General features: G+C 44.0%; 24 protein-coding genes and 1 pseudogene. 11 read left to right on the forward strand and 14 right to left on the reverse strand.

The genetic code is table 11. The features are described 5' to 3' along the window. The 11 genes and pseudogenes from AACT52_RS22180 to AACT52_RS22230 all read left to right on the forward strand — a co-directional run. Positions 1-250, forward strand: a 250-nt coding sequence (locus tag AACT52_RS22180; protein WP_073633400.1) for a CTB family bacteriocin, incomplete at its 5' end; no start/stop codon positions are given. 121 nt (positions 251-371) lie between these two features. Further along, positions 372-623, forward strand: a complete 252-nt coding sequence (locus AACT52_RS22185) for a CTB family bacteriocin (RefSeq protein WP_073633401.1) — start codon at positions 372-374, stop codon at positions 621-623. Between the two features lie 117 nt (positions 624-740). Then, positions 741-1031 carry a CTB family bacteriocin gene (locus AACT52_RS22190; protein WP_073633402.1) on the forward strand — a complete coding sequence of 97 codons (291 nt, stop codon included), beginning with the start codon at positions 741-743 and terminating at the stop codon, positions 1029-1031. 131 nt (positions 1032-1162) lie between these two features. Next, complete coding sequence (locus AACT52_RS22195) at positions 1163-1408, forward strand: hypothetical protein (RefSeq protein WP_143172855.1); 246 nt, start codon at positions 1163-1165, stop codon at positions 1406-1408. Between the two features lie 36 nt (positions 1409-1444). After that, the gene (locus AACT52_RS22200; RefSeq protein ID WP_096549605.1) at positions 1445-1615 is read left to right on the forward strand and encodes a ribbon-helix-helix protein, CopG family; all 171 of its coding nucleotides are present in this window, start codon (positions 1445-1447) and stop codon (positions 1613-1615) included. A 126-nt stretch (positions 1616-1741) separates the two neighbouring features. After that, positions 1742-2029, forward strand: coding sequence for a hypothetical protein (locus tag AACT52_RS22205; RefSeq protein ID WP_073633403.1), 288 nt, complete (start codon positions 1742-1744; stop codon positions 2027-2029). A gap of 743 nt (positions 2030-2772) precedes the next feature. Beyond that, entirely contained in the window at positions 2773-3870 is a 1098-nt protein-coding gene (locus AACT52_RS22210) for a cyclic nucleotide-binding domain-containing protein (protein WP_073633404.1), read from the forward strand. A 25-nt stretch (positions 3871-3895) separates the two neighbouring features. Then, a complete protein-coding gene (locus AACT52_RS22215; protein ID WP_073633405.1) occupies positions 3896-5338 on the forward strand; it encodes an NHLP bacteriocin system secretion protein in 1443 nt (480 codons plus the stop codon). Positions 5339-5340: 2 nt separating this feature from the next. Beyond that, positions 5341-7566 (forward strand): NHLP family bacteriocin export ABC transporter peptidase/permease/ATPase subunit, encoded by a 2226-nt coding sequence (locus AACT52_RS22220; protein WP_073633406.1) that lies wholly within the window; start codon positions 5341-5343, stop codon positions 7564-7566. A gap of 10 nt (positions 7567-7576) precedes the next feature. Continuing rightward, a pseudogene (locus tag AACT52_RS22225) lies at positions 7577-10504 on the forward strand (NHLP bacteriocin export ABC transporter permease/ATPase subunit). Further along, the gene (locus AACT52_RS22230; RefSeq protein ID WP_233154053.1) at positions 10501-10836 is read left to right on the forward strand and encodes a hypothetical protein; all 336 of its coding nucleotides are present in this window, start codon (positions 10501-10503) and stop codon (positions 10834-10836) included. The pseudogene AACT52_RS22225 and the gene AACT52_RS22230 overlap by 4 nt, the downstream one beginning before the upstream one ends. A 381-nt stretch (positions 10837-11217) precedes the next feature. On the opposite strand, the gene AACT52_RS22235 is transcribed toward AACT52_RS22230, so the two are convergent. From AACT52_RS22235 to AACT52_RS22295, 14 genes are all read right to left on the reverse strand, one after another. Next, the gene (locus AACT52_RS22235) at positions 11218-11469 is read right to left on the reverse strand and encodes a hypothetical protein (RefSeq protein ID WP_143172856.1); all 252 of its coding nucleotides are present in this window, start codon (positions 11467-11469) and stop codon (positions 11218-11220) included. Positions 11470-11499: 30 nt separating this feature from the next. Further along, positions 11500-12873 (reverse strand): CoA transferase, encoded by a 1374-nt coding sequence (locus AACT52_RS22240; RefSeq protein ID WP_096549606.1) that lies wholly within the window; start codon positions 12871-12873, stop codon positions 11500-11502. Positions 12874-13393: 520 nt separating this feature from the next. Next, positions 13394-14674 (reverse strand): glycoside hydrolase family 28 protein, encoded by a 1281-nt coding sequence (locus AACT52_RS22245; RefSeq protein ID WP_073633409.1) that lies wholly within the window; start codon positions 14672-14674, stop codon positions 13394-13396. 240 nt (positions 14675-14914) lie between these two features. Further along, the gene (locus AACT52_RS22250; RefSeq protein WP_073633410.1) at positions 14915-16180 is read right to left on the reverse strand and encodes a PD40 domain-containing protein; all 1266 of its coding nucleotides are present in this window, start codon (positions 16178-16180) and stop codon (positions 14915-14917) included. A gap of 74 nt (positions 16181-16254) precedes the next feature. Continuing rightward, positions 16255-16587, reverse strand: a complete 333-nt coding sequence (locus AACT52_RS22255) for a hypothetical protein (protein ID WP_073633411.1) — start codon at positions 16585-16587, stop codon at positions 16255-16257. Then, positions 16541-17143 carry a hypothetical protein gene (locus tag AACT52_RS22260; RefSeq protein WP_073633412.1) on the reverse strand — a complete coding sequence of 201 codons (603 nt, stop codon included), beginning with the start codon at positions 17141-17143 and terminating at the stop codon, positions 16541-16543. The genes AACT52_RS22255 and AACT52_RS22260 overlap by 47 nt, the downstream gene beginning before the upstream one ends. A gap of 147 nt (positions 17144-17290) precedes the next feature. Continuing rightward, on the reverse strand, positions 17291-17920 hold the full coding sequence (locus AACT52_RS22265) for a TMEM175 family protein (protein WP_073633413.1): 630 nt from the start codon (positions 17918-17920) through the stop codon (positions 17291-17293). Between the two features lie 57 nt (positions 17921-17977). Then, on the reverse strand, positions 17978-21091 hold the full coding sequence (locus AACT52_RS22270) for an efflux RND transporter permease subunit (protein WP_073633414.1): 3114 nt from the start codon (positions 21089-21091) through the stop codon (positions 17978-17980). An 11-nt stretch (positions 21092-21102) separates the two neighbouring features. Next, complete coding sequence (locus AACT52_RS22275; RefSeq protein ID WP_073633415.1) at positions 21103-21633, reverse strand: acylphosphatase; 531 nt, start codon at positions 21631-21633, stop codon at positions 21103-21105. 21 nt (positions 21634-21654) lie between these two features. After that, positions 21655-22119: an efflux RND transporter periplasmic adaptor subunit gene (locus AACT52_RS22280; protein ID WP_272937117.1), complete on the reverse strand. Its 465-nt coding sequence runs from the start codon at positions 22117-22119 to the stop codon at positions 21655-21657. Positions 22120-22357: 238 nt separating this feature from the next. Next, complete coding sequence (locus AACT52_RS22285) at positions 22358-22597, reverse strand: DUF7219 family protein (protein WP_337251656.1); 240 nt, start codon at positions 22595-22597, stop codon at positions 22358-22360. Between the two features lie 53 nt (positions 22598-22650). Continuing rightward, positions 22651-24279 carry an NB-ARC domain-containing protein gene (locus tag AACT52_RS22290; protein WP_073633417.1) on the reverse strand — a complete coding sequence of 543 codons (1629 nt, stop codon included), beginning with the start codon at positions 24277-24279 and terminating at the stop codon, positions 22651-22653. A gap of 37 nt (positions 24280-24316) precedes the next feature. Then, positions 24317-24676: a Mo-dependent nitrogenase C-terminal domain-containing protein gene (locus AACT52_RS41490; protein WP_073633418.1), complete on the reverse strand. Its 360-nt coding sequence runs from the start codon at positions 24674-24676 to the stop codon at positions 24317-24319. Continuing rightward, a complete protein-coding gene (locus AACT52_RS22295; RefSeq protein ID WP_443216664.1) occupies positions 24588-24791 on the reverse strand; it encodes a Mo-dependent nitrogenase C-terminal domain-containing protein in 204 nt (67 codons plus the stop codon). The genes AACT52_RS41490 and AACT52_RS22295 overlap by 89 nt, the downstream gene beginning before the upstream one ends. Between the last annotated feature and the right edge of the window lie 38 nt (positions 24792-24829).

The raw sequence follows: 24829 nt of genomic DNA on the forward strand, positions 1-24829 counted from the left end.
CATGTCATCTCAAATCAAAAACAACCAAGTCGAAATGTCCGAGCAAGAACTAGATTCTGTTGCTGGTGGTCTGGATTTGTCTTTAGGTAATGTTGGAGGCTTTACTCAAGATAGTGACAGCAACAACAAGACAACTAATTTTGAAATACAGGATTTGACCACTGCATATCCCGGAGGTGCTTCTACAGGTACCGCAGCCGAGTTGCAGCAAACTCAGAGCAATGCTCTCAACAACATCATCGCTCACTAATAGCTAGATGATGTCACTCGAGGCAAAGCCTCAAGCAGGGGTTATCCCAATAAATTCACTCAAGGAGTTTGCACTCCTGCTTAAGTAAACGAAATCACTCAACTTATTTTTGGAGAAAATCATGTCATCTCAAATCAAAAACAACCAAGTCGAAATGTCCGAGCAAGAACTAGATTCTGTTGCTGGTGGTCTGGATGTGTCTTTGGGCAATGTTGGAAATTTTACTCAAGATAGTGCCAGTAACTTTAAGGCAACTAACTTTGAAATACAGGATTTCACAACTGCAGGTCCTGGGGGCGCTTCTACAGGTACAGCAGCCGAATTGCAGCAAACTCAAAGCAATGCTCTCAACAACATCATTGCTCACCAATAGCTAGATGATGTCACTCTAGGCAAATCTTCAAGCAGGGGTTATCCCAATAAATTCACTTAGGGAGTTCGCACTCCTGCTTGATCAAACTTAATCACTTAACGAACTTAGGAGTGAATTATGCCAGATGAAGCCGACAACATGGATGGAGTGATGGAGTTATCTCAGCAGGAATTAGACTCTGTTACTGGTGGTATGAATTTGATGATTGCTAGTTCCTTTTTTCAGCAAGATGCTAATTTTGCTGCTCAACAAAGCAATTCTGGTTCAAACGATGTTTCAACAGCATCGGTTTCCCAATCTGTGCATATAGTCAGTTCTGCCTTTGAACTCATTGCTACAGGTATTCCGGATGCAAGCCAATTGCTCGGAAAACTTGAGCAATTTGAGAAACCTAACCCAAAACTATGAAAGGTGAAGGACAGCAAGTACACGTGACGTTCTCCCGGCACTGACCGCAAGCGGTACAGTGCGGGCTTCCCTAAATCGCTTCAGAGAAATTTCCTGCTTCATTGGTCGCATCTAGATAGACACACTTGCGCATGATTATCCCCGATAACGATACCTCCACAGGCAGTTTAGAGTTCCGTGACGCCCCACCGGAACTGTGTACAAGGACACGAAAGTTAAACAACGCAGCCAAACTGGTTTTACGCACCAATGGCTTCAAGCAATATCGCCATCTTTCTTGGTGCAACCCCATACCAATTGTCATGGTTCCGTACCGTTCCCAGAGTTTGGAGGTCCCGACGAATCTGGCTTTTACTCTCAATCTGGTCAGTGGTTAGCTGATAGAGTAATTGTAGCACAATCGGGCTACAATTATGGCAAGAGACAAAGTTTTTCGAGTTCGACTGACTCAGCAAGAATGGGGCAAATTGGAGAATGCTGCTCAAAGAAAAGGAATTTCGTCGGCGGAATTGATCAGAGACTACATCAAGCAATTACCAAGCCCAGAGAGAGGACACTCATCAGCCACCCCACTCCCTCAATGACCTTTGGTGATTAAGGGAGTGGGGTGTCTTCCTTGCCTCCCGCCTTATAGCGCGGGACTTACGGCGATTTAGTTAACCTTCAATCCGAAACAACAATCAACGAACGCATTTGAAAGGAAATGAATCATGCCAAAAGAATACAAATTTAAAGGTAAAGACTCTGTGACATTATCCAGCACTCACCCAGACAATGTGGAACAAATGGCAGAGGAAGAGTTAGAAACTATTGCAGGAGGTTATCAAGCACCATTTGAGGGTCGGGATCCTCGCGGACTGGGACTAGAAGGAGCACCATTTGTTGAGGGTCGCGACCCTCGTGGATTGGGACCAGTGGTAGTACCAGAATCATCTGGCGGGTATGAACCTATCCCGGTTGACCCCAATTCCGACTCACCCGCATCAAGCAGGTGTTGACAGGTGATTTAACCGTTTCCTAGCAACAACCAGAAGAAGTTTCAAAACACCGCGTATAACTTTTCCAGAACTGTGATTCTAAGGAAAGCAAAACGCAGGGAAGCATCACGACTCAGTCAGAGCTTTCGTGAAGTACTTCACTTTTGCGATCACTGATACCAATTCTCTATAAACTTGCACTTAATAAGTATCCCTCTGTTCCTTGCCGTTCTTGGCTTTTTGGCGGTTGGTTTTCTAATATTAAGTGCATCTTCATGGGGAATTGGTATCAGTTTAACATGATAAAAGTCATAACTTACGTTAAGATATAGGACTCCTCCGCAGATTTTTGAACGACACGCTTGCGGAGGGCAGTGCTTAGCAAAACCTGGATGTAGTAGGCAAAATACGGTAAGCACTGCCCACCCTACAATACTTAAGATTTTTCATAAATCCTGCGCGGATTGCTATATGTTCCTTTACAGCAGTTTTTACAGTGAATTTGAGCAAGTAACGTGATTGCTTCAATAAGCAAAGTTGCCTGTTAACTGGATGAAATTGCATTGTCTTTTAAGGTTAATTTCAGTAAAAATTGCTGTAATCTCAATTGTTTGTGAAGACTGTCTGTTTTTAGGTAATTTCAATTTTCGATTTACCTAAACAGTTGCAGAATTTTCTTATATGTTGCGAGAGTTTGGAAATTAAGATACTTGCAGTGACTGAAAAAACTCTCCCATTCTTCTTAAACATAAGGAAGTTAACTTATGACAGAGGTTCTACTTAAAGAATTAACTAATAGCGATATTGACTGGATGCTGGCAATAGGCAGTCGGGAAGAAGTTGCCGCTGGTACTGTTCTTATCCGTCAAGGTCAACCCGTGAACGCGTTATATGTTTTGTTAGACGGAGCAATGTCTGTTTTGATTGCTCAAGCTGACCAAAATCCGTTAGGGCGCGCCTTTTCTATTTTGGAAGGGGGTGAAATGACAGGACGGGAAATTACTCGACTATCAAGTGGTGAGATGCTTGGAGAAATCCCATTTTTAAAGTCTTACTTGCCCTCTACCACAATCAAAGCGCTGAAAAAGTCTTTGGTGCTGTCAATTCCACAACAGCAATTAGCACAAAAGCTGCAACAGGATGTTAGTTTTGCTGCTCATCTTTATCGAGCTAGTGCAATTCTACTCGCAAAGAGAGTGGAGCAGATATTTAGCCAACTTGGTCATAGCACAGTCGTTCTCAGTCAACCTCAACTCAGAGAAATCTTATTTGTCTTTGCAGAATTGCGAGATAGCGATATCGATTGGTTGGTAGCTGTTGGAAATGTAGACAGGATTGCTGCTGGCACAGTTCTCATTCAAGGAAACAGACCTATTGAAGCTCTATATATCGTACTAGATGGAAAAGTGGCGCTAAGAGCTACTGACGATGACCGCAGTCCTTTAGAGCGGGCTTTTTCGAGCTTGGAAGGCAGTGATACTCCAGAACGGGAGTTTGCGAGATTATCGCGAGGCGACATCATTGGAGAAACACCGTTTGTAGAGGCTCCTCCACCTTCAGTCACCTTCAAAGCATTGGAAGATTCAATCGTATTATCGATTCCGCGATCGCGACTGGCAGCAAAACTACTGAATGATGTGGGGTTTGCTGCTCGTTTTTATCGAGTACTGGCGGTGCTGCTAGCAGATAAACAGCAGGCAATAGTGAGTCGGCTCGGCTATGGCAGAGTTAGTTACAGCAAGGATCAGTCACTAGATGAAAACTCCCAATATGGGAATGAACTAAGCTCTGATTTTTTGGCTCAAGTGGTGTTAGCCGGAGCCAGATTTGACTGGATGCTCAAACGAATTCGACTTCATTAATACAGTCTTAACAAGGTGATATCAGATGGTTACTCAACAAAAAAGTAATCTGTTCCGCAAAGAAGCGTTAGAGCGTGCTTCATCGCCTGAGCGTTTGGATCAGTTAATTCAAGTTGTCAGCCCCAAAAGGTGGCTTTCTTTAGCGGCTCTTGGCTCACTTGTTGTCGCAGGACTGGGCTGGAGTATTATGGGGCGAATCCCAATTACAGTTACAGGTCAGGGAGTCCTCATTTTTCCTCACAAGGTTGTGTCGTTCCAGTCGCCTAGTTCTGGTCCATTGCGGGCAATTAATGTGCATGTTGGTGATGTTGTCAAAAAAGGGCAAGTGCTGGCAACAATCGACCAATCAGATTTGCAAAAGCAACTTCAACTCGCCCGCGATAAACTGACTCAACTGCAAATAGAAGATCAAAATGTCAATTTGGTTCAAATGCAACGAGGCAAACTGGACAAAGGGGCGATCGCACTACAACGTCAGGCGCTTTTGCAAAGTTTACAGGCAACTCAAACTCTAACGCCTGTTTTGAGGGAAAAAGGATTGGAATCGATTCAACGCGATCGCCAAAATTTACAACAACGTTTGCAATCCATGCAGGAACTGCAACCAACGTTCAAAAAACGATATGAGCTTCGCCAAAAGCTATTTGAGCAGGGCGCTCTTTCTGACGATACAGTGCTACAAGCACGACAGGACTACCTTAATGGTATCGCTCAAATTGATGAAGCTGAATCTGAACTCAAGCAATTGGATCTTAAGGAAGCAGATGCACAACAGCAGTACCTCCAGAACCTCAACTCGATCCAGCAATTGCAAGCTCAGTTGAAACAATTAGATACTCAAGCAGCAACTCAAGCTCAACAAGATTTAGAAGCAACAACAAACCGGGAAAAAGAAATTCAGGATACACAGCGAACAATTGCACAATTACAAGAGCAATTAAAAAACAACACCCAAATTGTCAGTGATTACAACGGACGTGTTTTAGAAATCGCGGCAACGCCTGGACAAGAGATTGGACCAGGAACTCCCATTGGCTCGATAGCCGCAGAAGATTCATCCGCTCAGTTAGTTAACGTTGCTTTTTTCCCAGTCAGCGAGGGCAAAAAGATCCGGCAAGGAATGCAGGTGGAAATTACCCCCTCCTCTGTAAAGCGGGAGGAATTTGGCGGTATTGTCGGTGCAGTCACAAATGTCTCAGCTTTTCCGATAACCAAAGAAGGTGCAGCTAGTTTAGTGGGCAATTCAGATATCGTGCAAGGGATCACGTCTGCTGGTCCGCAGCTTGAAGTTTTTGCTGGACTCAAGCTCGAACCCTCAACCTACAGTGGCTTTCGTTGGTCTTCCTCCCAAGGTCCGCAGCTTCACATAACACCTGGAACCACAACCTCGGTGCGAGTCACTGTGGATGAACGCGCCCCAATTTCATTTGTCTTACCCATTCTGAAATCCTGGAGTGGTCTTGATTGATTATGTTATGGCAAAAATTGCAAAGCTTACTTAAGCGTGAAGGTGTTCGACGTCGTACCCCCACGCTCCTACAAATGGAGGCGGTAGAATGCGGCGCAGCAGCATTGGGAATTATTCTGGGTTACTACGGTCGAATTGTACCTCTGGCGCAACTGCGGCAAGAGTGTGGAGTATCACGGGACGGAAGTAAAGCGTCCAATATTCTTAACGCCGCGAAAAACTACGGACTAGAAGCAAAAGGCTTTAAGACCGACTTGGATGCACTACAGCAACTCAAATTTCCTTATATTGTATTTTGGAACTTTAACCATTTCTTGGTGGTAGAAGGATTCGACAAAGAACGTGTCTATCTCAATGACCCCGCCACTGGACCGCGCACCACTTCTCTAGAGGAATTCGACAAAGCTTACACAGGTATCGTACTCGTACTAGAGCCAGGTCCGAACTTTAAGCCAGGAGGACGCAAGCCGAGCACAACTAGGGCATTGTGGGAACGACTGCAAGGGTCGTTTGAAGCACTTGCCTACTGTATTTTAACAGGATTGTTTTTAGTCATTCCGGGGCTAGCCATGCCTGCCTTCTCACAAGTTTTTGTGGACGATATCTTGGTCAAAGGCAGAGAAGAATGGGTGCATCCGCTTATACTGGGAATTATTTTTATTGCTATCTTAAACGGACTCTTAACACGGCTACAATTGCAACTTCTGCGCCGCACGAAAATTAAGCTGTCTGTGGGAATGTCGAGTCGGTTTCTGTGGCACATTTTGCATTTACCCGTCAGTTTTTACGATCAACGGTTTGCTGGAGAAATTAGTAGCCGTGTTCAACTCAATGACAACTTAGCTAGTCTGCTTTCAGGAAAATTAGCGACTACAGTCATTTCAGCTGTGGTAGTAATTTTTTATGCCGTGGTGATGCTGCAATATGATTTAGTGCTGACCTTAATTGGGATTTCCTTTGTGGCAATAAATCTAGCTACTTTACGATGGATTTCTGGGCGGCGTATAGATGCTAACATTCGCTTGGTGCAGGAACGGGGAAAAGTCAGCGGAGTGTCAATTTCTGGACTCCAAAGTATAGAAACGCTTAAGGCATCTGGATTAGAGTCTGATTTCTTCTTACGCTGGGCAGGTAACTATGCCAAGGCAATCAACGTTCAGCAAGAGATGGATACAACAAACCAACTCTTGGGAGTGTTACCGTCCTTTTTGTCGGCGATCGCTTCTATGCTGCTGTTGGTTATAGGGGGTCTGCGAGTTATGGATGGTGCCCTCAGTATTGGAATGCTGATTGCCTTTCAAGGGCTTATGCAGAAGTTTATGGAACCCGCGAATAATCTTATTAGCCTTGGGAGTGACCTCCAAGAATTAGAAGGTGATATCAATCGCCTCGATGATGTCTTACGCAACCCAATCGACCCGCAATTAGAACAACAGAAGCAGGAGAAGAAATTATCAGTAGCCGCTAGCCATTCGCTGCTCACACCTATGCCTAAATTGCAAGGATACGTAGAGTTAAAAAACATCACCTTTGGCTACAACCGAATTGCTTCTCCCTTGATTGAAAACTTGAGTTTTTCACTTAAACCAGGGCAACGAGTTGCATTGGTCGGAGGGAGTGGTTCAGGTAAGTCAACTGTTGCCAAACTGGTGTGTGGGCTGTACGAACCGTGGGAAGGAGAAATTCTGTTTGACGGTAAACCCCGACCACAAATTTCGCGTCAAGTGTTGGTGAATTCACTTAGCCTCGTAGAGCAGGATATTTTGCTATTTGGAGGCAGTGTACGCGACAACTTAACTCTTTGGGATACAACTATACCAGACAGTCACTTGGTGCAAGCGTGTCAAGATGCAGCCCTCCACGAGGTTATCCTCTCGCTACCAGGGGGCTATGATGCCGATTTGTTAGAAGGTGCAACCAACCTCAGCGGAGGTCAGCGACAGCGACTGGAAATTGCGCGTGCTTTAGTCAACAACCCCACGATCCTGGTGATGGATGAAGCCACGAGTGCTTTAGATACAGAGACAGAAAAAATCATTGACCAAAACCTGCGTTTGCGAGGTTGTACATGCATTATTGTGGCGCATCGGTTAAGCACCATTCGAGATTGTGATGAAATCATTGTTCTTGAACGCGGAAAAGTGGTGCAACGGGGAACCCATGACGAGTTAAAGCAGGTTGAGGGTGCCTATTTGCAATTGATCCGTAGCGAGGGAGAAGCCCTATAGGAGACACGAGATGCTGATTCAACCCAGAATTAAGGATTTGCAGGGAGAACTGTATTCTTTTAAAAGCAATAAATCCCTGCTACTGGATGACCGACAAACTTTTTGGGTGGTGCAATCTGGTTCCCTGGCAATATTTGCCATTCCAGTTGAACATGGAACCCCAGTAGGAAAGCGACGCTATCTGTTTCGGATGAACGCTTTTGAAGCAATGTTCTCTACAATACCAGATTCTCAAGGACAGCAACAGCAAATTCTTGCAGTGTCTCTTGAGGAAACAACACTCCTTAAGGTGTCGAGAGAGACTTTTGGTAAGGCAATTGCCAACAACAATCCTGAAGCGATCGCTTTAGTCGAAGGCTGGATTCATCAACTAGGTTTGACCCTGTCAGACATTGCCCTGCCAATCGTGCCAGCGCAGCCTGAAGGAATCAACTACTTCAGTTTAGCACCTGGAGAAATTTTTCAATCCCGGCAAGACAAGGTATCTTGGGTACGCATTCAGCAAGGATGTGCTACATGGATGGGACTCCCAGAATTTAGACTAACATCTGCCTTTGGGATGATGCCATTGAGTGCCAAAATGTGGGTAAAAGCAGAAGATACGATTGAGTTAGAGAGCCTTCGCACATCAGAGATCCAAAATGAAGATGCTTTGCTCGATGGGCTGAGTCTACTCCAGACGTATGTCCTCCAATACATTGACAAACTGGAACGGCAGGATATGCAACAAGAATTCCTCCGCTTTCAGGAACGGCAACGTCTGGATCATCAGGTTGTTGAGGAGACGTTGGGAGAGTTGGCATCTGTGCTGCAATCCCCACAAGCTGCTCTTTCCTCACAATTACCATAGACAATTCACCATGACGCACCTCTTTTGATTGCAGCAGGTGCTGTGGGACGGGCTTTAGGGATCACGATTCATCCACCAGCCAAGTCAGAAAACCTCGAACGGGTGCAAAATCCTATAGAGGCGATCGCACGTGCCTCACGTATCCGAATGCGTCAAATAGCGTTGACGGATAACTGGTGGAAAAAGGATGTTGGTCCGGTACTTACCTATATGCAGGAAGACGACCGTCCAGTAGCAGTTTTGCCCATTGGGGATACTCGCTATGAGATTGTTGATCCACTCAAGCAAACCCGCATTCCCGTTGACAGCCACAGTGCTGCGCTGCTGACTTCAACTGCTTACACCTTTTATCGACCGTTACCTGAAAAGATAAAAACCCTGAGTTTGCTTCAGTTTGCACTGCGAGGGCATTTCAAGGAACTGATCGTCATCCTATTGACTGGAATTACCGTAACATTGTTGGGGATGCTCACGCCCCAAGCCACGGCGATCTTGATTGACAACGCCATTCCTGATGCAAATCGGGGATTATTGGTACAAATCGCCTTAGGTTTGTTGGTAACAGCTTTTGGTGGAGCACTGTTTCAACTGGTTCAGGGATTTGCCATTATGAGGCTGGAAACGTTTGCTGATTCATCGACCCAAGCAGCTGTGTGGGATCGGCTGTTGAATCTCCATGCATCTTTCTTTCGGCAGTTCTCGATTGGTGATTTAAATGCCCGTGTCTCAGCCATCACTCAAATCCGCCAGAAGTTGAGTAGCACAGTACTTAAAAGTATTTTCTCTAGTTTATTTTCGTTACTCAATCTGGGACTACTGTTCTATTACAGTGCTCAATTGGCTTGGATAGCTTGTGTTTTGGCGCTGCTCAATATTGCTGTCACCGTCTTCTCTGGCATTCTCACCCTCCAGCGGTTTCGTTCTTTGCTGAATCTTCAAGGAAAACTCTTTGGCGTGATGGTGCAGTTGATCAATGGAGTGACCAAACTGCGAGTGACTGGAGCTGAGTCTAGGGCTTTTGCTTACTGGGGCAAACAGTATAGCCATCAACTCAAGCTCATGCTGAGTACGCAGGGCATTGAAGACAACCTTGCTATTGTCAATAAGGTGTTGCCTGCATTAACAACGGCTGCAATTTTTTGGCTCGCTACTAACTTGCTGCACCAATCTCAGATGCAAGGAGGTAGTTTGTCTACTGGCACCTTTCTAGCATTTAATGCTGCTTTCGGCACGTTTATTAGCGGTGCAACGAGTTTGAGCAGCACCATAGTAGATGTTTTGCAGATTTTGCCATTATGGAAACGTGCAGAACCAATTCTTTTGGCGACACCAGAGGTTGATTCTGATAAAACTGATCCAGGTAAGTTATCGGGTCGTCTGCTTGTTGATCATGTAGTGTTCCGCTACCGAGATGATGGACCACTCACACTGGATGATGTCAGCATCCAAGTTGAACCAGGAGAGTTTATTGCACTGGTGGGACCGTCTGGAAGCGGCAAATCGACCTTGTTCCGATTATTACTTGGGTTTGATATCCCAGAATCTGGCACGATTTACTATGACGGACAAGATTTAGCTGGGCTAGATGTGAATGCGGTGCGCCGACAGCTAGGAGTCGTTATCCAAAATAGCCGATTGACCTCAGCGTCTATCTTCGATAACATCGCCAGTGGTGCTTTGATTACAATGGATGAAGCATGGGAAGCCTCCCGGATGGCTGGCTTGGCAGAGGATATCGAAGCAATGCCAATGGGGATGCACACTGTTGTTAGTGAGGGAGGTACGAACCTTTCTGGCGGACAACGCCAACGATTGTTGATAGCACGGGCATTGGTATTGAAACCCCAGATTTTGTTCTTTGATGAAGCAACGAGTGCCTTAGATAACAAAACGCAGGCGATCGTGAGTGAAAGCTTGGAGCGACTAAAAGTGACTCGGGTGGCGATCGCTCACCGACTTAGCACAATCCGTAATGCTGACCGCATTTATGTGCTCCAGAACGGTCGGGTGGTGCAGCAGGGCAGTTTCGAGCAGTTAGCTCATCAAGAGGGGCTGTTTGCTCAGCTTATGCACCGGCAGATGCTTTGACCGAGATTGAAGCAGATAAGGTGATACGTTTACGTTCCAATCTGTGTTTATGGCGGATACCACTGATGAGTTGGGAGTTGTGGCTGGCGCGTGATATTGTCTGTGATAATCCGCTTCCTTGGCAAAAAACTCTGACTCAATTAACCCCAGGAAGGGTTGCACAAGCAATGGGAGGAATTTTAGCGCTGATTTCTACACCAGCCTCTCCTCCAAAACCACAAGGGTTATCTCCTGGTTGGAAGACTGGACAATCACGCCAACGTAGAATCCGTTATCCTATTGTTAAAAAGAGTACTGCAAAACCACCTAAGCAGCCGCAAAAATCCTCTTGATTTCTAATTTGTTTATTTTTTTGTTTGGCTCTTCTCAGCTCAGCGTCACTGGGTTATTTTGTGCTTCTTAGTCTAAACTCGAGACCTAAGGGGTGTTTGTTTTATCAACAGGCATCCCTTCATTTTTTATACCCATCAATCACACTGCATCGTGCGAGCGATCGCCTATTGTTAGTCTAAAGTCCAATTTTTAAATACGGCTAGAGAGTAATTAATCTTATTCCTCGTAACCACTGACTTGAAAGAGGGGTGTAAGGGTGTAGGGGTGTGGGAGAAAGATATCTTTCATCTATGACTGTGAAACTTGTTTCATCGGGACTGCCTTTATAGCAGCCAAAAGTGCTGCACTGACTGCCACATACTTGTTGAGTCGAGCGCAACTCAAGCATCGACAGTTTGGCAAACATCCCGTTCATACCATTGTTCTTGTGGCCAAAATTGAGAGCAAATCAAGCCGCCTTTGGCGGCAAGGCAGCTATGCTGGAGGCAGCTATGCTGGAGGAACACCTCTCCCATGAAGGGAAGAGGTTTGTGCAAGGACGCATCTTTTCTTGTGCTGTGCATCTCGAAAAGAATATTCCTACTTTTTCGCCTACAATTCCACTCGCTTTGTACCTTTTCTTCCTTCAGCATAGCTGCCCTCTGCCTCGTGCCTTTCTTCTATCAAAGCCATTCAGCCAATGAGGAACCTAACGGCGATGACGGTAAATCCCAATACATCGGACAACCTTCTATAACCAAAGGTGGTTTCAGACGCTGTGCCGCCCCCCACGCGGTAGCTTCGATGGCTGGAGCGAGATCATTCCTATTCTCCGCCTCAATCTTTGCAGCAAGACCATTTTCAACCGGATAACAAGCAAGTATTGCTGCTGTTCTGGCAAGCGAAGCCCGTACTTCCATACCTTGGCCGCTCGTCACACGCCTAATTAAGCCTCGTATCGCTGCTGCTGCAAGCAAATACCCCGTTGCATGATCAAGAGCCTGCACGGGCAACGGAAATGGGCAGTTTTTATTTGCTTTGACCATCCCGGTATGTGCAATACCGCTTGACATCTGTACCAGGCTATCAAATCCCCTACGCAATTTCCATGGCCCGTTCCAGCCATAAGCATTGAGTGAAATATCAACCAGCCCAGGACGCAACTTTTGTCTTTCTTCACTGTCAAGACCAAGATGTGCCAGTGCGCCAGTTCGGTATCCATGGATAATTACATCAGCATCACCCAAAAGTTTTTTCAGTGTGGCCATACCGTTGGCATTCTTTAGATCAAGCCGGGCACAGCGCTTGCCTAATACCACTTCCGGCACAACACCTGGTTCTTCCCATCCTATCGGATCAATACGCAATACTTGCGCCCCATAACTGGCAAGAAACCGTGTTGCAACGGGGCCAGCAAGAACTCTGGTCAGGTCAAGTACACGTATGCCTTCTAAAGGCCGCCCTGCCGGAATTAGCCAGTTTGGCATATGAGCGGAATCCGTAGCAGAAATGTGCATAAGCGGCTCAGTGGCTACCGCTCGCCCCTGAGCGTGCATGCTCCAATCTTCTGCTGATCTCATAACGGCGGCACAACCGTTTGCAGAAACTATTGCATCTTCAAGCTCATTTGCTTGCCAACTCGCAACAACCTTCGTTACGGCTTCCCTATCTTCTGAACAACCAAGCACTTGCAGTGCAGCACGGCGATGGTGCGGTGCATTGGTGTGTAATCTTATCCAGTTGTCACTTGCCTTATAATCACCGGCCACTGCATCCCATTGCGGAGGCAACTGCCACCCTATTGGACGTAACGATCTAGAAAACCACATGGATACAAGCCGTCGATCCACCTGAATTAGCGGCATCTTGCCACTGCGTATGGCAATAAATTCGGCAACCGCCATTCCAGCAGATGCAAGGGATGCTATCGCCAAATCGGTAACAGCATAGACCGATGCCAGATCACCAACACCAGATACATTGAGAATATCCATTGCGGCAAGCGACCCGCCAAATGCTTCCTGGATTTCTGCTATGATAGTTTTATACCTGGCCATAGTATACCATTGATCTGTGAGTTTAATTCTTCTATGAGGTTCAGCAATATCTCTACGGTTTGACGCACTGATTCGTCTGCAATCCCTGAGGGGTCAATGGTTTGCAGCAGATCAGATACAGAGGAGTCAGGGGGTGATTTTTGTCGTCATGTGCCATATTCTATGACGTTTTGTACACCTTGCTCACCTTTTTATTTTTTTGGCTACCCCGGATTATTGAGCCGATACAATCTTTCTAATTTTGGCTGCTAATCAAACCTCTTGGTGGGATAATTTGGTTTGGAGCGGTGTTTGTGCGGGATAAAACTGGCTGTTAGGAATGTCTTTAAGACGTAGTAGTATCAATTGATATTGTTGCTCAAGTCGAAAAACGCCCTCATTTCGGCGAGTCAATGAGCGCGATGAAGCAATTTAGAGCCTTTTGGATACTTTTAAACCCTGGCATTTGCCTCTCTAACTTCAGGTCTACGTCACTCCTTCATAAATTGATGAAGTTATTGAAATTAGAGAACTATGAATATCATCCCGTAATGTGTCCTTGATTTTCGAGAACGAAAGCGCGTCCCCGTTGATTGGAAATCTGTACATTAGATGTTTTAATTGTAGCATTTTTTACAAAAAAACCTGTTTGAGAAACAATCTTGATATTTTTCAAAGCAATGTTGAATAGTGGCTTTTCTGGTAAGCCAACGATGATTCCAGCGATTTTTCCACCTTTTGCAAAGAGATTCGTGACCGTGATTTTGTGGAAGACTGGAGTCTTAACTGTGATGGCTTGACGCGTATCTTCCTTGGGGATTTTGGGATAGTAACTGGTGAAAGTAATAGCCGGGCTCACACCTTCCATTTGAATGTTGCGATAAATGATATTTTCTACATTTCCTCCTTGACCTCGCAACGACTTAATACGTAAACCATTTTGAGTCCCAAGAAACTTACAATTTTCTACAATGACGTTGCGAACGCCACCACTAGTTTCACTACCAATCGAAACTCCATGACCATGGAGAAATGTACACTCAGAGATAGTAATGTCAGCGCTACCAGCATCAGGATGTGCAGGATCTATGTGACCTGATTTAATGGCGATATTGTCATCTCCGTTATCAATTGTGCAATGGGATATCCAAACGTGGCGAGAAGATGAGGGATCAATCCCGTCTGTATTTGGAGAGTTCGCCGGCGCTTTAATTGTCACATCTTTAATTGTCACATCATCAGAAAACGTTGGCACTAAATGGAAACTAGGAGAATTCATTAGGGTGATGCCTTCAACTCGCACTCGGTGACAGTGAGAGAATACAACAAGTCGAGGACGCACTACATCTGGCTGTCCAGCTTTTTTGGCTAATCGTACCGCATTCCACCAAGGTGCGCCTGCGCCATCAATAGTACCCTTTCCTGCGATCGCAACATCCGATTGATTGATTACATTAACCAAGGCTAGAAGGTTTCTAGAGTTGACTGTACTGTTCGCGCCGGAGGTCGTCGATTGATAATCGCCTGGGTTTTGAGAAGCTAGCAACACAGCACTCTTATCTAGAAAAAGCGTCACCTTGCTCTTAAGAAAAATGGGGTCACTGAGATATTTTCCAGATGAGAGTTTAACAAGACCTCCTCCACCCTTAGCACAGTTATCTATAGCAGATTGAATAGCTTTGGTATCTTTATCGACGCCATTAGCTTTTGCACCAAAATCTGTTACCTTACAAACTTTTCCCTTTTCTTGTGCATGAGTATTGCCGCTACCTTGTAAACAAAACAAACACATGATACAAGCACCGATAAAGTATCTTTTCATTGTTGTTGCTATTCTTTAAAGGCAATAAATTGAAGGAAATTACAATTGTTTATAAAACAGCATAAATTGTTATGTTGTATAAACAGGCATCAGCGAGAAGCATTATTCTGATACCATTTCACTTGAATTTTGATACGAAGGAATGGTATCAGAACTAGATAGGGTATATTAGGCGGTACTGTTAACTGATAAATCGGAATTGATATGATAGGTGAAATCAGAATTTTGTATTTTATGTCGTTACGGTTGCCAGACAGGTTCTGAAGTAAATAAATCTTCAGTTTTTGATAATTTAGTCAACTTTGAACCATCTCGATTAACTACATATAAAATGCTCCTGCTATCTGATTTTTGATTACTTTTGTCCTCTATGATAAAAGCAATTTGTTGACTATCTCCAGACCAAGATAAACCGTCAATCCTAGATGGTGGCAGTTGAGGAGCTAACTCAGTCATATTTGAGTTATTAATATTCATCGTATAAAGCTTTCTCTGAGAAAAATCTCCGTTCGCAAAGGCAATTTCTTTGCCATTTGGCGACCATGTTAAAGTACTATATTCCCCTGGCTTCTGAGTTAGATTCTTCACAGTTCCACGGTTAACATCAAGTAGATAGATATCTAGCCGAGTACCAGGGCGATTACCACCTTGATCATGATAGTAAGCCAGTTGAGTTCCATTAGGCGACCATGACAAAATGCCATCATATGGTTGTTTTTGGGGTTCGTTTGTCAGATTTGTCAAGGTTTTCCTCTCTACATTTAGCAGATAAATTTCTTGGTTAGGATATTTACCATATGAGAAGGCAATCTGTCTGCCATCTGGCGACCAAATGAGTTGAGAAGGATACTCACCTGGTGCATGACTTAGTTCCATCAATCCAGAACCATCAGTATTCATCTTGTAGATATTTTTGTCTTTGAAAAATACCACCTGTTGCCCATTTGGTGATAGATATAGAAACGATGAAATATCTGATTTAGCAGGTATTCCTCCTTCCTGCCATCTTTGAACCAGCTTAGTTCCTTTTGTACCAGTTGTATCACTTACGTAAAGGGATTCACTACCAGGAGTGTCATAAGTAGCGCCGTCACAATGTCTCGTGAAAACAAGTTTCTGGTCATTCGACGACCAGGCAATGCTAAAAGTAGAAGCTTTGCAGTCAGACTCAGACAATACCTGAGTGAGTCTAGAACCATCTGCATTGACTACATAAATATTAGTGTTATTGCTAACAAAAGCAAGTCGCCGACCATTCTTCGACCAAAGGACTGTAGGACTAACGCTCAACTTTTGAGAAAGCTGACGGCGAGATGAACCATTAGTCTGGACAGTATACAAATTAAATCCATCACTGCCCCGTTTTAGGGCAATGAACGCCACTGTCTTAGCTTTTTGTGCAGTAATTGCGGTAGTAATCTGAGGGCTAAATACAAAGCTGAAAAGTGCGGTCGAGAATAAACCGATAAATACCACTGGTGAAAATCGAATCCAACGCATACTCATAAGTACAAATAGATTTTAGTAAGAGGAGAAACTTTGTTTTGCATTTGTTTTGCCAAAATTGTTAAGAAAAACAGTTATGCTGAGGTGATATATTTAGGAATAGGAGCTTTGCTATAAAGCCGTACCCCATGTAATTTGTATTCCTCAACAAATGCCTGACCTGGATTAGCGAGCCACTCTACAAACTGCATCGCCTCAATAGGTAGACTAGTTTTTCTTACCATTGCTACACAGGGATTGAGCAAAATATCATTGGGATTAGTATCCCCAGCTTCACAGAATACACGAAGATTTTTACGTTTATCAGGATCTGCCCAGTTCCAAATACCACGGTCAGTGAGAGTATAGTAACCTTGCTCATTAGCTTCTTGGAGAGCAGTACCCTTGATAATGTTCTTGGCTTGCAAGCGGAATATACCACGAATCCGTTCCAACTTCAGGTTGACGACCCAGGATTTTTTTAAATATTTGGCATTCCAAATAATTAGTGGCGGATTTGTCGTTGCGCGTTAAAAAATAAACGCCAGATTTCCCTGAAGCAATTTTTTTGAAAAGCTCCAGGACTTCGTGATTAGAGTAGTGCGGTGTAGGTTCTTCAGATACAGGTAAAGCAGCTGGATTATTAAGAGGACCGACGAGTGTGAAATGATCACGAAAAATATAGATAGGTGCAAAACTAATATTATGCTCTTTGTACTCTTTGTATACCCGTTCAATTCCATAAGCCCAGCCGACATCAATGGAACCATTAACTAAACCTTGCAGTGTCTCTTTTGTATCTGATTTTTTCCAACCAATACAATATTCTGCTTTTGTTTGCGCCAAAAAACACTCACCCATATAATCTACAAAGTGAGTAATTCCTGCCCCGCCATTACCGATGATAAATCTAGGTTGATCTTCTTTACAAAAAGGAGAATAAATAATGCGATCGCAATGATGATTTGTGGTTTCTTGTCTCATGATTTTCTTCAGCGCTTTGAATGTTATTTAAATTTTTTGAGCAGAATTAAAAATCTCTCTTAAATGAATCAAAAACATGGTAAAATTGTTGTAAAAATTAATATTTATTCATGTTTTTAGTTCTGTTTCTTACTAAGAGTACTTGATTTATATCTTGACCAAATTTCTCGCAAAGATAGGCGTAAAGGGCATGAGTAAGAAGGGCAACTGCGACCACCGGGGACTGAAAAAAGACCAGACGATTGACCAAGCAATTAGAGCAAAGTTGAGCAGGCTTTCCTGATTGCCTATGCGTTTGCGCCATACAGGATCAATCGCAGGTTCTAGAAACTTACGATTAATAGCATAGTAGCGATTTAGGAGAAATAATAAATTCAATACTAAAAGATGCCCATCAAAAAACAGCACAGAAATCTGCTGATCACCATAATCCCCTACTAGAGAAGCAGAAAAGGGAATTAAGGTAATGAACATGAGAATCAGCAGATTGATCCATAGCAGCGTGCGGTTAACATTGCGGATGTAATGAAATTGTTGATGACTAATTAGCCAAAGGGAACCCAGCACCAAAAAACTCACCAAGTAGTCATGCAAGCGACTGATCAATCCCAGTATGGCTTCTGGCAGAACATGAGCAACCTTAGCTGCTGGAATATTAGGCAGTTTAACATTTAGCACTAGCAAGGTCATGGCAATGGAGTAAACACAATCGCTCAAAGCTTCCAAGCGCCTTGTACTGGGGAGTAGTGGGTTGGGTTTCGGATTTGATGTGTGCATATCGTTGATGGGTGGCTCAAAATTACTTATGCTATGAGGGCATACATCTGTAAGCCCTTACGGTGTATGCAGAAGTTCCCTATTGCTGCTTTTTTCTAACTTTCTGCGCAGCGCTTCCATGTATGTGTAAAACACGGGTGTAATGTATAGTGTCAGCAGTTGAGAAAATAGCAACCCTCCTACAACTGCCATCCCCAAAGGTCGGCGTGATTCTGCACCAGCGCCCAAACCAAGGGCAATCGGCAATGTTCCCATCAAAGCTGCCATTGTAGTCATCATAATGGGGCGGAAACGTACTAAACAGGCTTCGTAAATGGCATCTCTGGGGGATTTATCTGTATGGCGTTGGGTTTCCATTGCAAAGTCAATCATCATGATGCCGTTTTTCTTGACAATGCCCACTAGCAAGATGATGCCAATAAAGGCGTAAACGTTGAGATCAATATGGAACAATATCAGTGTGAGCAGTGCGCCAAACCCAGCAGAAGGCAAGCTGGATAAAATTGTGAGGGGGTGGATGTAGTCTTCGTAGAGAATACCCAGCACAATGTAAATCACCAAAATTGCCACCAACAACAGCAACCCCAGTCCGGCGATTGAAGATTGAAAAGCTTGGGCTGAACCCTGAAAGCTGGTGCTAATGGTTGCAGGTAACGTATCATGGGCAACTTGTTGAATTTTTCCCGTCACATCTCCCAGAGATACGCCCAGTTTAAGGTTAAAGGAGATGGTTGTCGCTGGGAGTTGTCCTTGATGGTTGACAGTTAACGAGCCTACACTTTTTGTTAAGGTGGCAACTGTATTTAAGGGGACAAGCTGACCATTAGGAGAATGAATCGAAAGCAAGTTGAGGGCATTAGGGTCTTGCTGATACTGTGGTAACAACCCTAGTATGACTTCATACTCATTATCTGGGGCGTAAATCGTGGAAACTTGGATAGTACCATAGGCATCACCTAAGGCTGTTTCGATTTGTTGGGCAGTTAAACCAAGGGCATTAGCGCGATCGCGGTTAATTTGCACATTCACTTGAGGGTTATCAATTTGCAAATCACTATTCACATCCTGCAATCCTGGTATTTTGCTGAGTTTGTCTTGCAGGATGGGGGTGTATTTATAAAGGTCTTGGAAGTTGGTACTTTGTAAGGTGAACTGGTACTGAGCATTTGTCTGCTTACCACCAATGTTAATTGGTGGTGGATTGATTAAGAACACCTTAATTCCCGGTTCTTGCCGTAATTTTGGTTGTAATTCCTGAATCACTTGATCAGCATTGAGGTGTCTTTGAGAACTGGGTTTGAGCCGAATGACAATAATCCCCGTATTATTCCCCGCTGTTCCAGTTGCCGATGAGCCTACAACTGAGTTGAGTACATCTACATTCGGGTCATTACGAATGATATTTGCCACTGCTTCTTGGTGCTTGATCATGTCGCCAAAGGAAATATCTTGGGCTGCTTGGGTTTGGGCAGTAATCAATCCGTTATCATCACTGGGGAGAAAGCCCTTGGGAACGATAACAAATAAATACATTGTCACTAGCAAAATTGCACCAGAGAGAATCATCGTTGTGCGGTGATATTTCAAGGACTTTCGCAGACTCCAAGCGTAGAAACGCAAAGCAAAGTTTTGAGTTTTGTCGTCAATTTCTTTGTGTTCCCCTACTTCCTGATGTTCTGATTGCAAAAATCGACTGCATAACATCGGCGTTAAGCTGAGGGAAAGAAGACCGGAAACTAGAATAGCAGCGGCAATGGTAACGGCGAATTCATGAAACAATCTTCCCAAAATACCAGGCATGAACAACATGGGAATGAAGACTGCCACTAGCGATAAAGTCATAGAAATAATTGTGCCGCCAATCTCTTTTGAGCCGTTGATCGCAGCTTGCAGACGATTTTCCCCCATTTCCATGTGACGGACGATGTTTTCCAGGACTACCACCGCGTCATCTACCACGAAACCAACGCTTAAGGTTAGCGCCATTAGGGAAAGTGTATCTAGGGAAAAGCCCAGTAGGAACATGACTGCAAAGGTGGCAACCAAGGATAGGGGTACAGTCAAACTGGGAATTAAAGTAGCACGCAGGTTTCGCAGAAAGAGAAAGATGACCAACACCACCAAGAAAATGGTGAGTAATAATGTGAATTTGACATCATTCACCGAGTCACGGATATTTTGAGAGCGATCATAGAAAATATCCATATTCACAGCAGCGGGAATTTGCGAGCGCAAACTAGGGAGCAGTGCTTTGATGGCATCCACAATATCGATGGTGTTTGTTCCTGGCTGACGTTGAATTGCCAAAATAATCGAACGTTTAGGAATCTGTCCCTGATTCGTAAAATACCAACTGGCAATTTTGTCATTCTGCACACTGTCAATGACCTGACCTAAATCACCCAAACGCACTGGCGCACCATTACTGTAGGCAACAGTCAAGCCGCGATAGCCGGCAGCATTGAGCAGTTGACCATTAGCTTCAACGGTGTAATTTTTGTGATTACCGTAGAGATTCCCAGTAGGTAAATCGGCGTTACCTTGAGCGATCGCTTTTGCCACATCATCAATGCCTAACCCTTTGGCTTTCAATGATTGGGGATCAACTTCGATACGAACAGCATATTTCTGAGAACCATAAACGAGCACCTGCGCCACCCCATCTACCATCGACAGGCGTTCCCCCAGTGTCTCCTCTGCATACTTATCTACCTCGGAAAGTGGCACCAAGTCTGAACTGAGGGTAATGTAAAGAATCGGTTGCTCTGCTGGATTCACCTTCTTATATGATGGGGGACTAGGCATATCACTAGGTAATTGCTTAGTTGCCTGAGCGATCGCTGCCTGTACGTCCTGCGCTGCACCATCAATATCTCGACTCAAATTAAATTGCAGGACGATTTGGCTACTCCCTATGGCGCTGGTGGAGTTCATGGAACCCAAGCCGACAATGGTGGAAAATTGCTGCTCTAAAGGCGTTGCTACCGATGCCGCCATCGTTTCTGAACTGGCTCCTGGTAAACTAGCAGACACCGAGATTGTGGGAAAATCCATGTTAGGAAGGTCGCTGACGGGTAATATAAAGTAACTCATCAGCCCAAAAACTAGAATCGCCAGCATAACCAAGGTGGTCATAATTGGGCGGCGAATGAACACAGAAGTCATATTCATGGCTAATAATGTTACTCGTCCCCAACTATTGGACGAATAGTATTTTTGTAAATTTTTTGTGCCGCCTTTGCAGAGATAACGCTATTGTCATCGCGCAGCGTGAAAGTTAGGTCAGTGGGTTTAAAATAATGACGACTAACAGAAGTCCAACCTCGGACAACAAAAGTATTCAGTTCAGGATTCACTGGTATTGATTTAGTCAAAACCTGAGTAACAATTGCCGATGTATCACCTGTAGGAATTTGCGCTATGGCTTGATCAATTCGGGATTGTTTTCCTTGCCAAATAAATTCCACAGTTCCATCGCTGAGGTTTTGATCCCAACCAGCTAAGTTGTACTGAATTGCTAGTTTGAACAGAAAAGCCCGGAATCCTACCTGTTGGACATTGCCTGTCACTGTTCCGGTTACGGCAACTACAGAATCTTTAGTTGGTGGCTTATCAGCTAGAGCGACATTTTGAAAAACAAACAGGGCGATCGCTAAAACGATTATTACCAACGAAAATTGTTTGAGAAGATGCTTGACAGTATATGCAATCATGGTTAGTTAAAAGTTTATTTATTATTGTTTGATAGCAACAGATACACCAGGTGCAAGATTGAATTGTCCATCGGTAACGACTTGCTCACCGGGTTGAAGTCCTTGATTAATCACTGTTTCGTTTCCCAGTGTATCCCCAGCTTTCACTGGACGGGCTGCGACTGTTTTGTCAGATTTGACAACATACACATACTGTCCATTTTGTCCAGTTTGTAATGCCTGGGAAGGGACAACGATCGCATTGGATAACTGAGCCAGTTTCAGCACCACATCCACAAATTCCCCTGATGATAGCTGTCCTTGGGTGTTGCTAAAGGTGGCTTTTAGTTGAATCGTTCTAGTTGTGGTATCCAAGGTATTATCTACAAAGGTGAGTTCTCCCTTGATTGGCTGTGCTGAATGATTTGGCACTAAGGCATCTACTTCTAACTTACTTGTAGCCATATATTTTTTGAGTCTGGGTATGCCCCTACCCGTGTACCTCACGCTCAATGAAAAGCGCTATAGAATGAACCATCTTAGTAGGACGGAAAGCGCAACAGCCTAACCCATGCTGCTCAAGGAACTGATGCGTTACGGCTGCGCCTAACACATCCTACGTTTAATTATGTCCGCTTACTTACTAATCTAATGGAAACAGCACCCGTACCCGGAAGCCAGTAATAGACATGATTTTCTCATTTGAGTATTTTAGTCAAGTTGAACCGAAAATTTAGTTTGTTAATCATCTACATCTTTGCCAATTCCTAGTGCTGAATGACTGCATTGTAACTGTTTCATTCATAGTATTCATTTGCTGGTATGACTTTTCCAGGGAGAGTTTTCCATTAGTTTGTAAATTGCAGATATAGCTAATTTTTGTGGCAAATTCTTGTAAGTTGGCATTAAATACTAAAGCGTCTGGCTTAACTTCACCGTGATAGCGTTGCAAAGGATAGATAAAGTTTTGTATGTTTGATTCCATAACCTACCTCCTTAATTTAGTTTTGCTAATTAACTTTTGTTTGTAGAAGAAAATTACACGGCTTTCGCCTGGTTAACGTGGACAAAATTAATAGGGCGCAAATTTTTCTTCTTTTTAGAGACGTGCTGAATAGTCAAATCGGAAAAGTCATAGGAAGTTATATCAAGTCCGAGGTGACGGCAGAGATTAATTAAGTTGCTAACACCATAGCCAGGCAATCTACGGTTTTCATCCTCCAGTACTTGAAAAATTTCCTGAATTTGTTTTTCGAGAACTGATGCCGAATAAAAACTAGTAAGGAGAAAGTTAGCAAGTGGCTGCAAAATCAACTTTTCTTGGCTTTGTTTTACAATGTTGTTGACTGTTGTTTTTATCAGCGCATACCTAATAAAAAAAGAAAGTTCTTTAGTGGTTAATTCAGTTGCCATCTGTTTAGTCAGTTTGTTGGTAACATACTCCATCACCAATGGCTGTAGGGTGTAGTAACTAGAATCTGTTTCAAGAAGCGATCGCCCATTTAGCCCCTCCAAAGCTGACAACAACTCTGCGGTGGAAACACCAGGTACAATATCGTCGCGTAAGTCTGCAATACTCGTCCATTCGCGATTAATTGCCAACCAGTACATTATCGATTGTTCCAACTGTGAGAGGCGATTGAATTGCTCATCCAATAAGCGGCGAATACCATTGAAGATTAGGGTATTTTGCTTGAGGAATTCCTCAATATCGCCGTCAAACAAATCATAAATTGAAGTAGCAACTATCTTCAATGCTTTCGGGTTGTTACCATAGCGCTCGCATAATTCTTGCTTTTGCTCCTCACTCCCTACTAGTCCTTTTGACGCAAGCAAGGCAAAAGCAGCTTGTTGCGAACCAACCAACCTCAAGCAACGCACCGATAGCTCAGTTCCCTCACTGGCGGCAATTTCGGCAGGCTTTTCACGACTGGTAAAAATCAAACAGCTTTGATGAACAGTTTCTCCAACGAGCTGGAGTAACTCACCATATCCCTCGTAACGGGGACGATAGTGCCCAGCATGACCGGCATCCAAAACTGATTCCATCTTGTCTAAGATTAATAAACACCGAGAACTACGCAGATAATGCATGAGTCGCGCAATATCACCTTTGGTTTCCTGTTGATTTGACAAAAAACACACCAAATCAGCTATGAGAGTATCAACAGGTGGAGCTTGGGAGAGCGATCGCCAAATTATATAATCAAACTCATGCTGGACTTGTTGGGCAAACTTAACTGCAACACTCGTTTTCCCAATTCCGCCCATCCCCAACACAGCAACTGAACGACAGCGCTCTATCAACACCCACTTTTGTAACTGCGCTAGTTCTTCAGTGCGATCGGTGAATGCTGAAACGTCTACCGCTTCGCCCCAGTTAACTGTTTCACCTCCCTTCGGTCGGGTATAATCATTTTTGTCTAACTCTAACCCGAAGGCTCGGAAGCAGTATTCTAGCGAAAGCTTGTCTACCCCTTCTACGCGGGCGATGATTCGAGACATGGTATGCAACGATAGATTAGTGCGATCGCTCAGTTGGTCTAAAGTGTAGCGGCTACCATGATTGTCTTGAAACTCAAAGGAGCGTTTCACTTTCTGAAACTTGTCCCAACCAGTAGCAGAAAGGATAACGCCACGCTTGCGGGTTGTTTTTGTAATAGACATAAACCTACCTAAATATTTGTTAACACAAAGCGAGTTATTAAACCAGTGAACAGTAAACAGTAAACAGTAAACAGTGAACAGTGAACAGTGAACAGTAAACAGTAAACAGTAAACAGTAAACAGCTAATAACTGGTAACTGGTAACTGATAACTGATAACTGATAACTGATAACTGGTAACTGATAACTGTTAAACAGAGCAACACGCTCATAGTGAGGTGAATCGTGAAGCTTAATTCAGTCAGCAAGCCTCGTGCGACATCCTCACCACATTCATCAGCAAGATAGGATAGAGCTTTGAAGCGAAGACTAACTACTTGCTCGTAAGCAGGGTTGAGCTTGCGCAGGGGTGGAATGCGTCCCGAAGGTGTAGTTACAAAGTTTAATTTCTCGCTCAAAAGGACAATGAGCGGGGATTATCTTGCACAATAACTGTGCCGTATTGGGATCGTCAAACTCTATGGCATCAAACCACTGGTTTACCAGTTTTTGTAGACTCACAAGTTTCATCATCACGATCGCTCCTTGTAATCCAGTTGATTAATATTTAA

The organism is Scytonema sp. HK-05 (genome assembly GCF_963872035.1).
GTDB lineage: Bacteria > Cyanobacteriota > Cyanobacteriia > Cyanobacteriales > Nostocaceae > Kalymmatonema.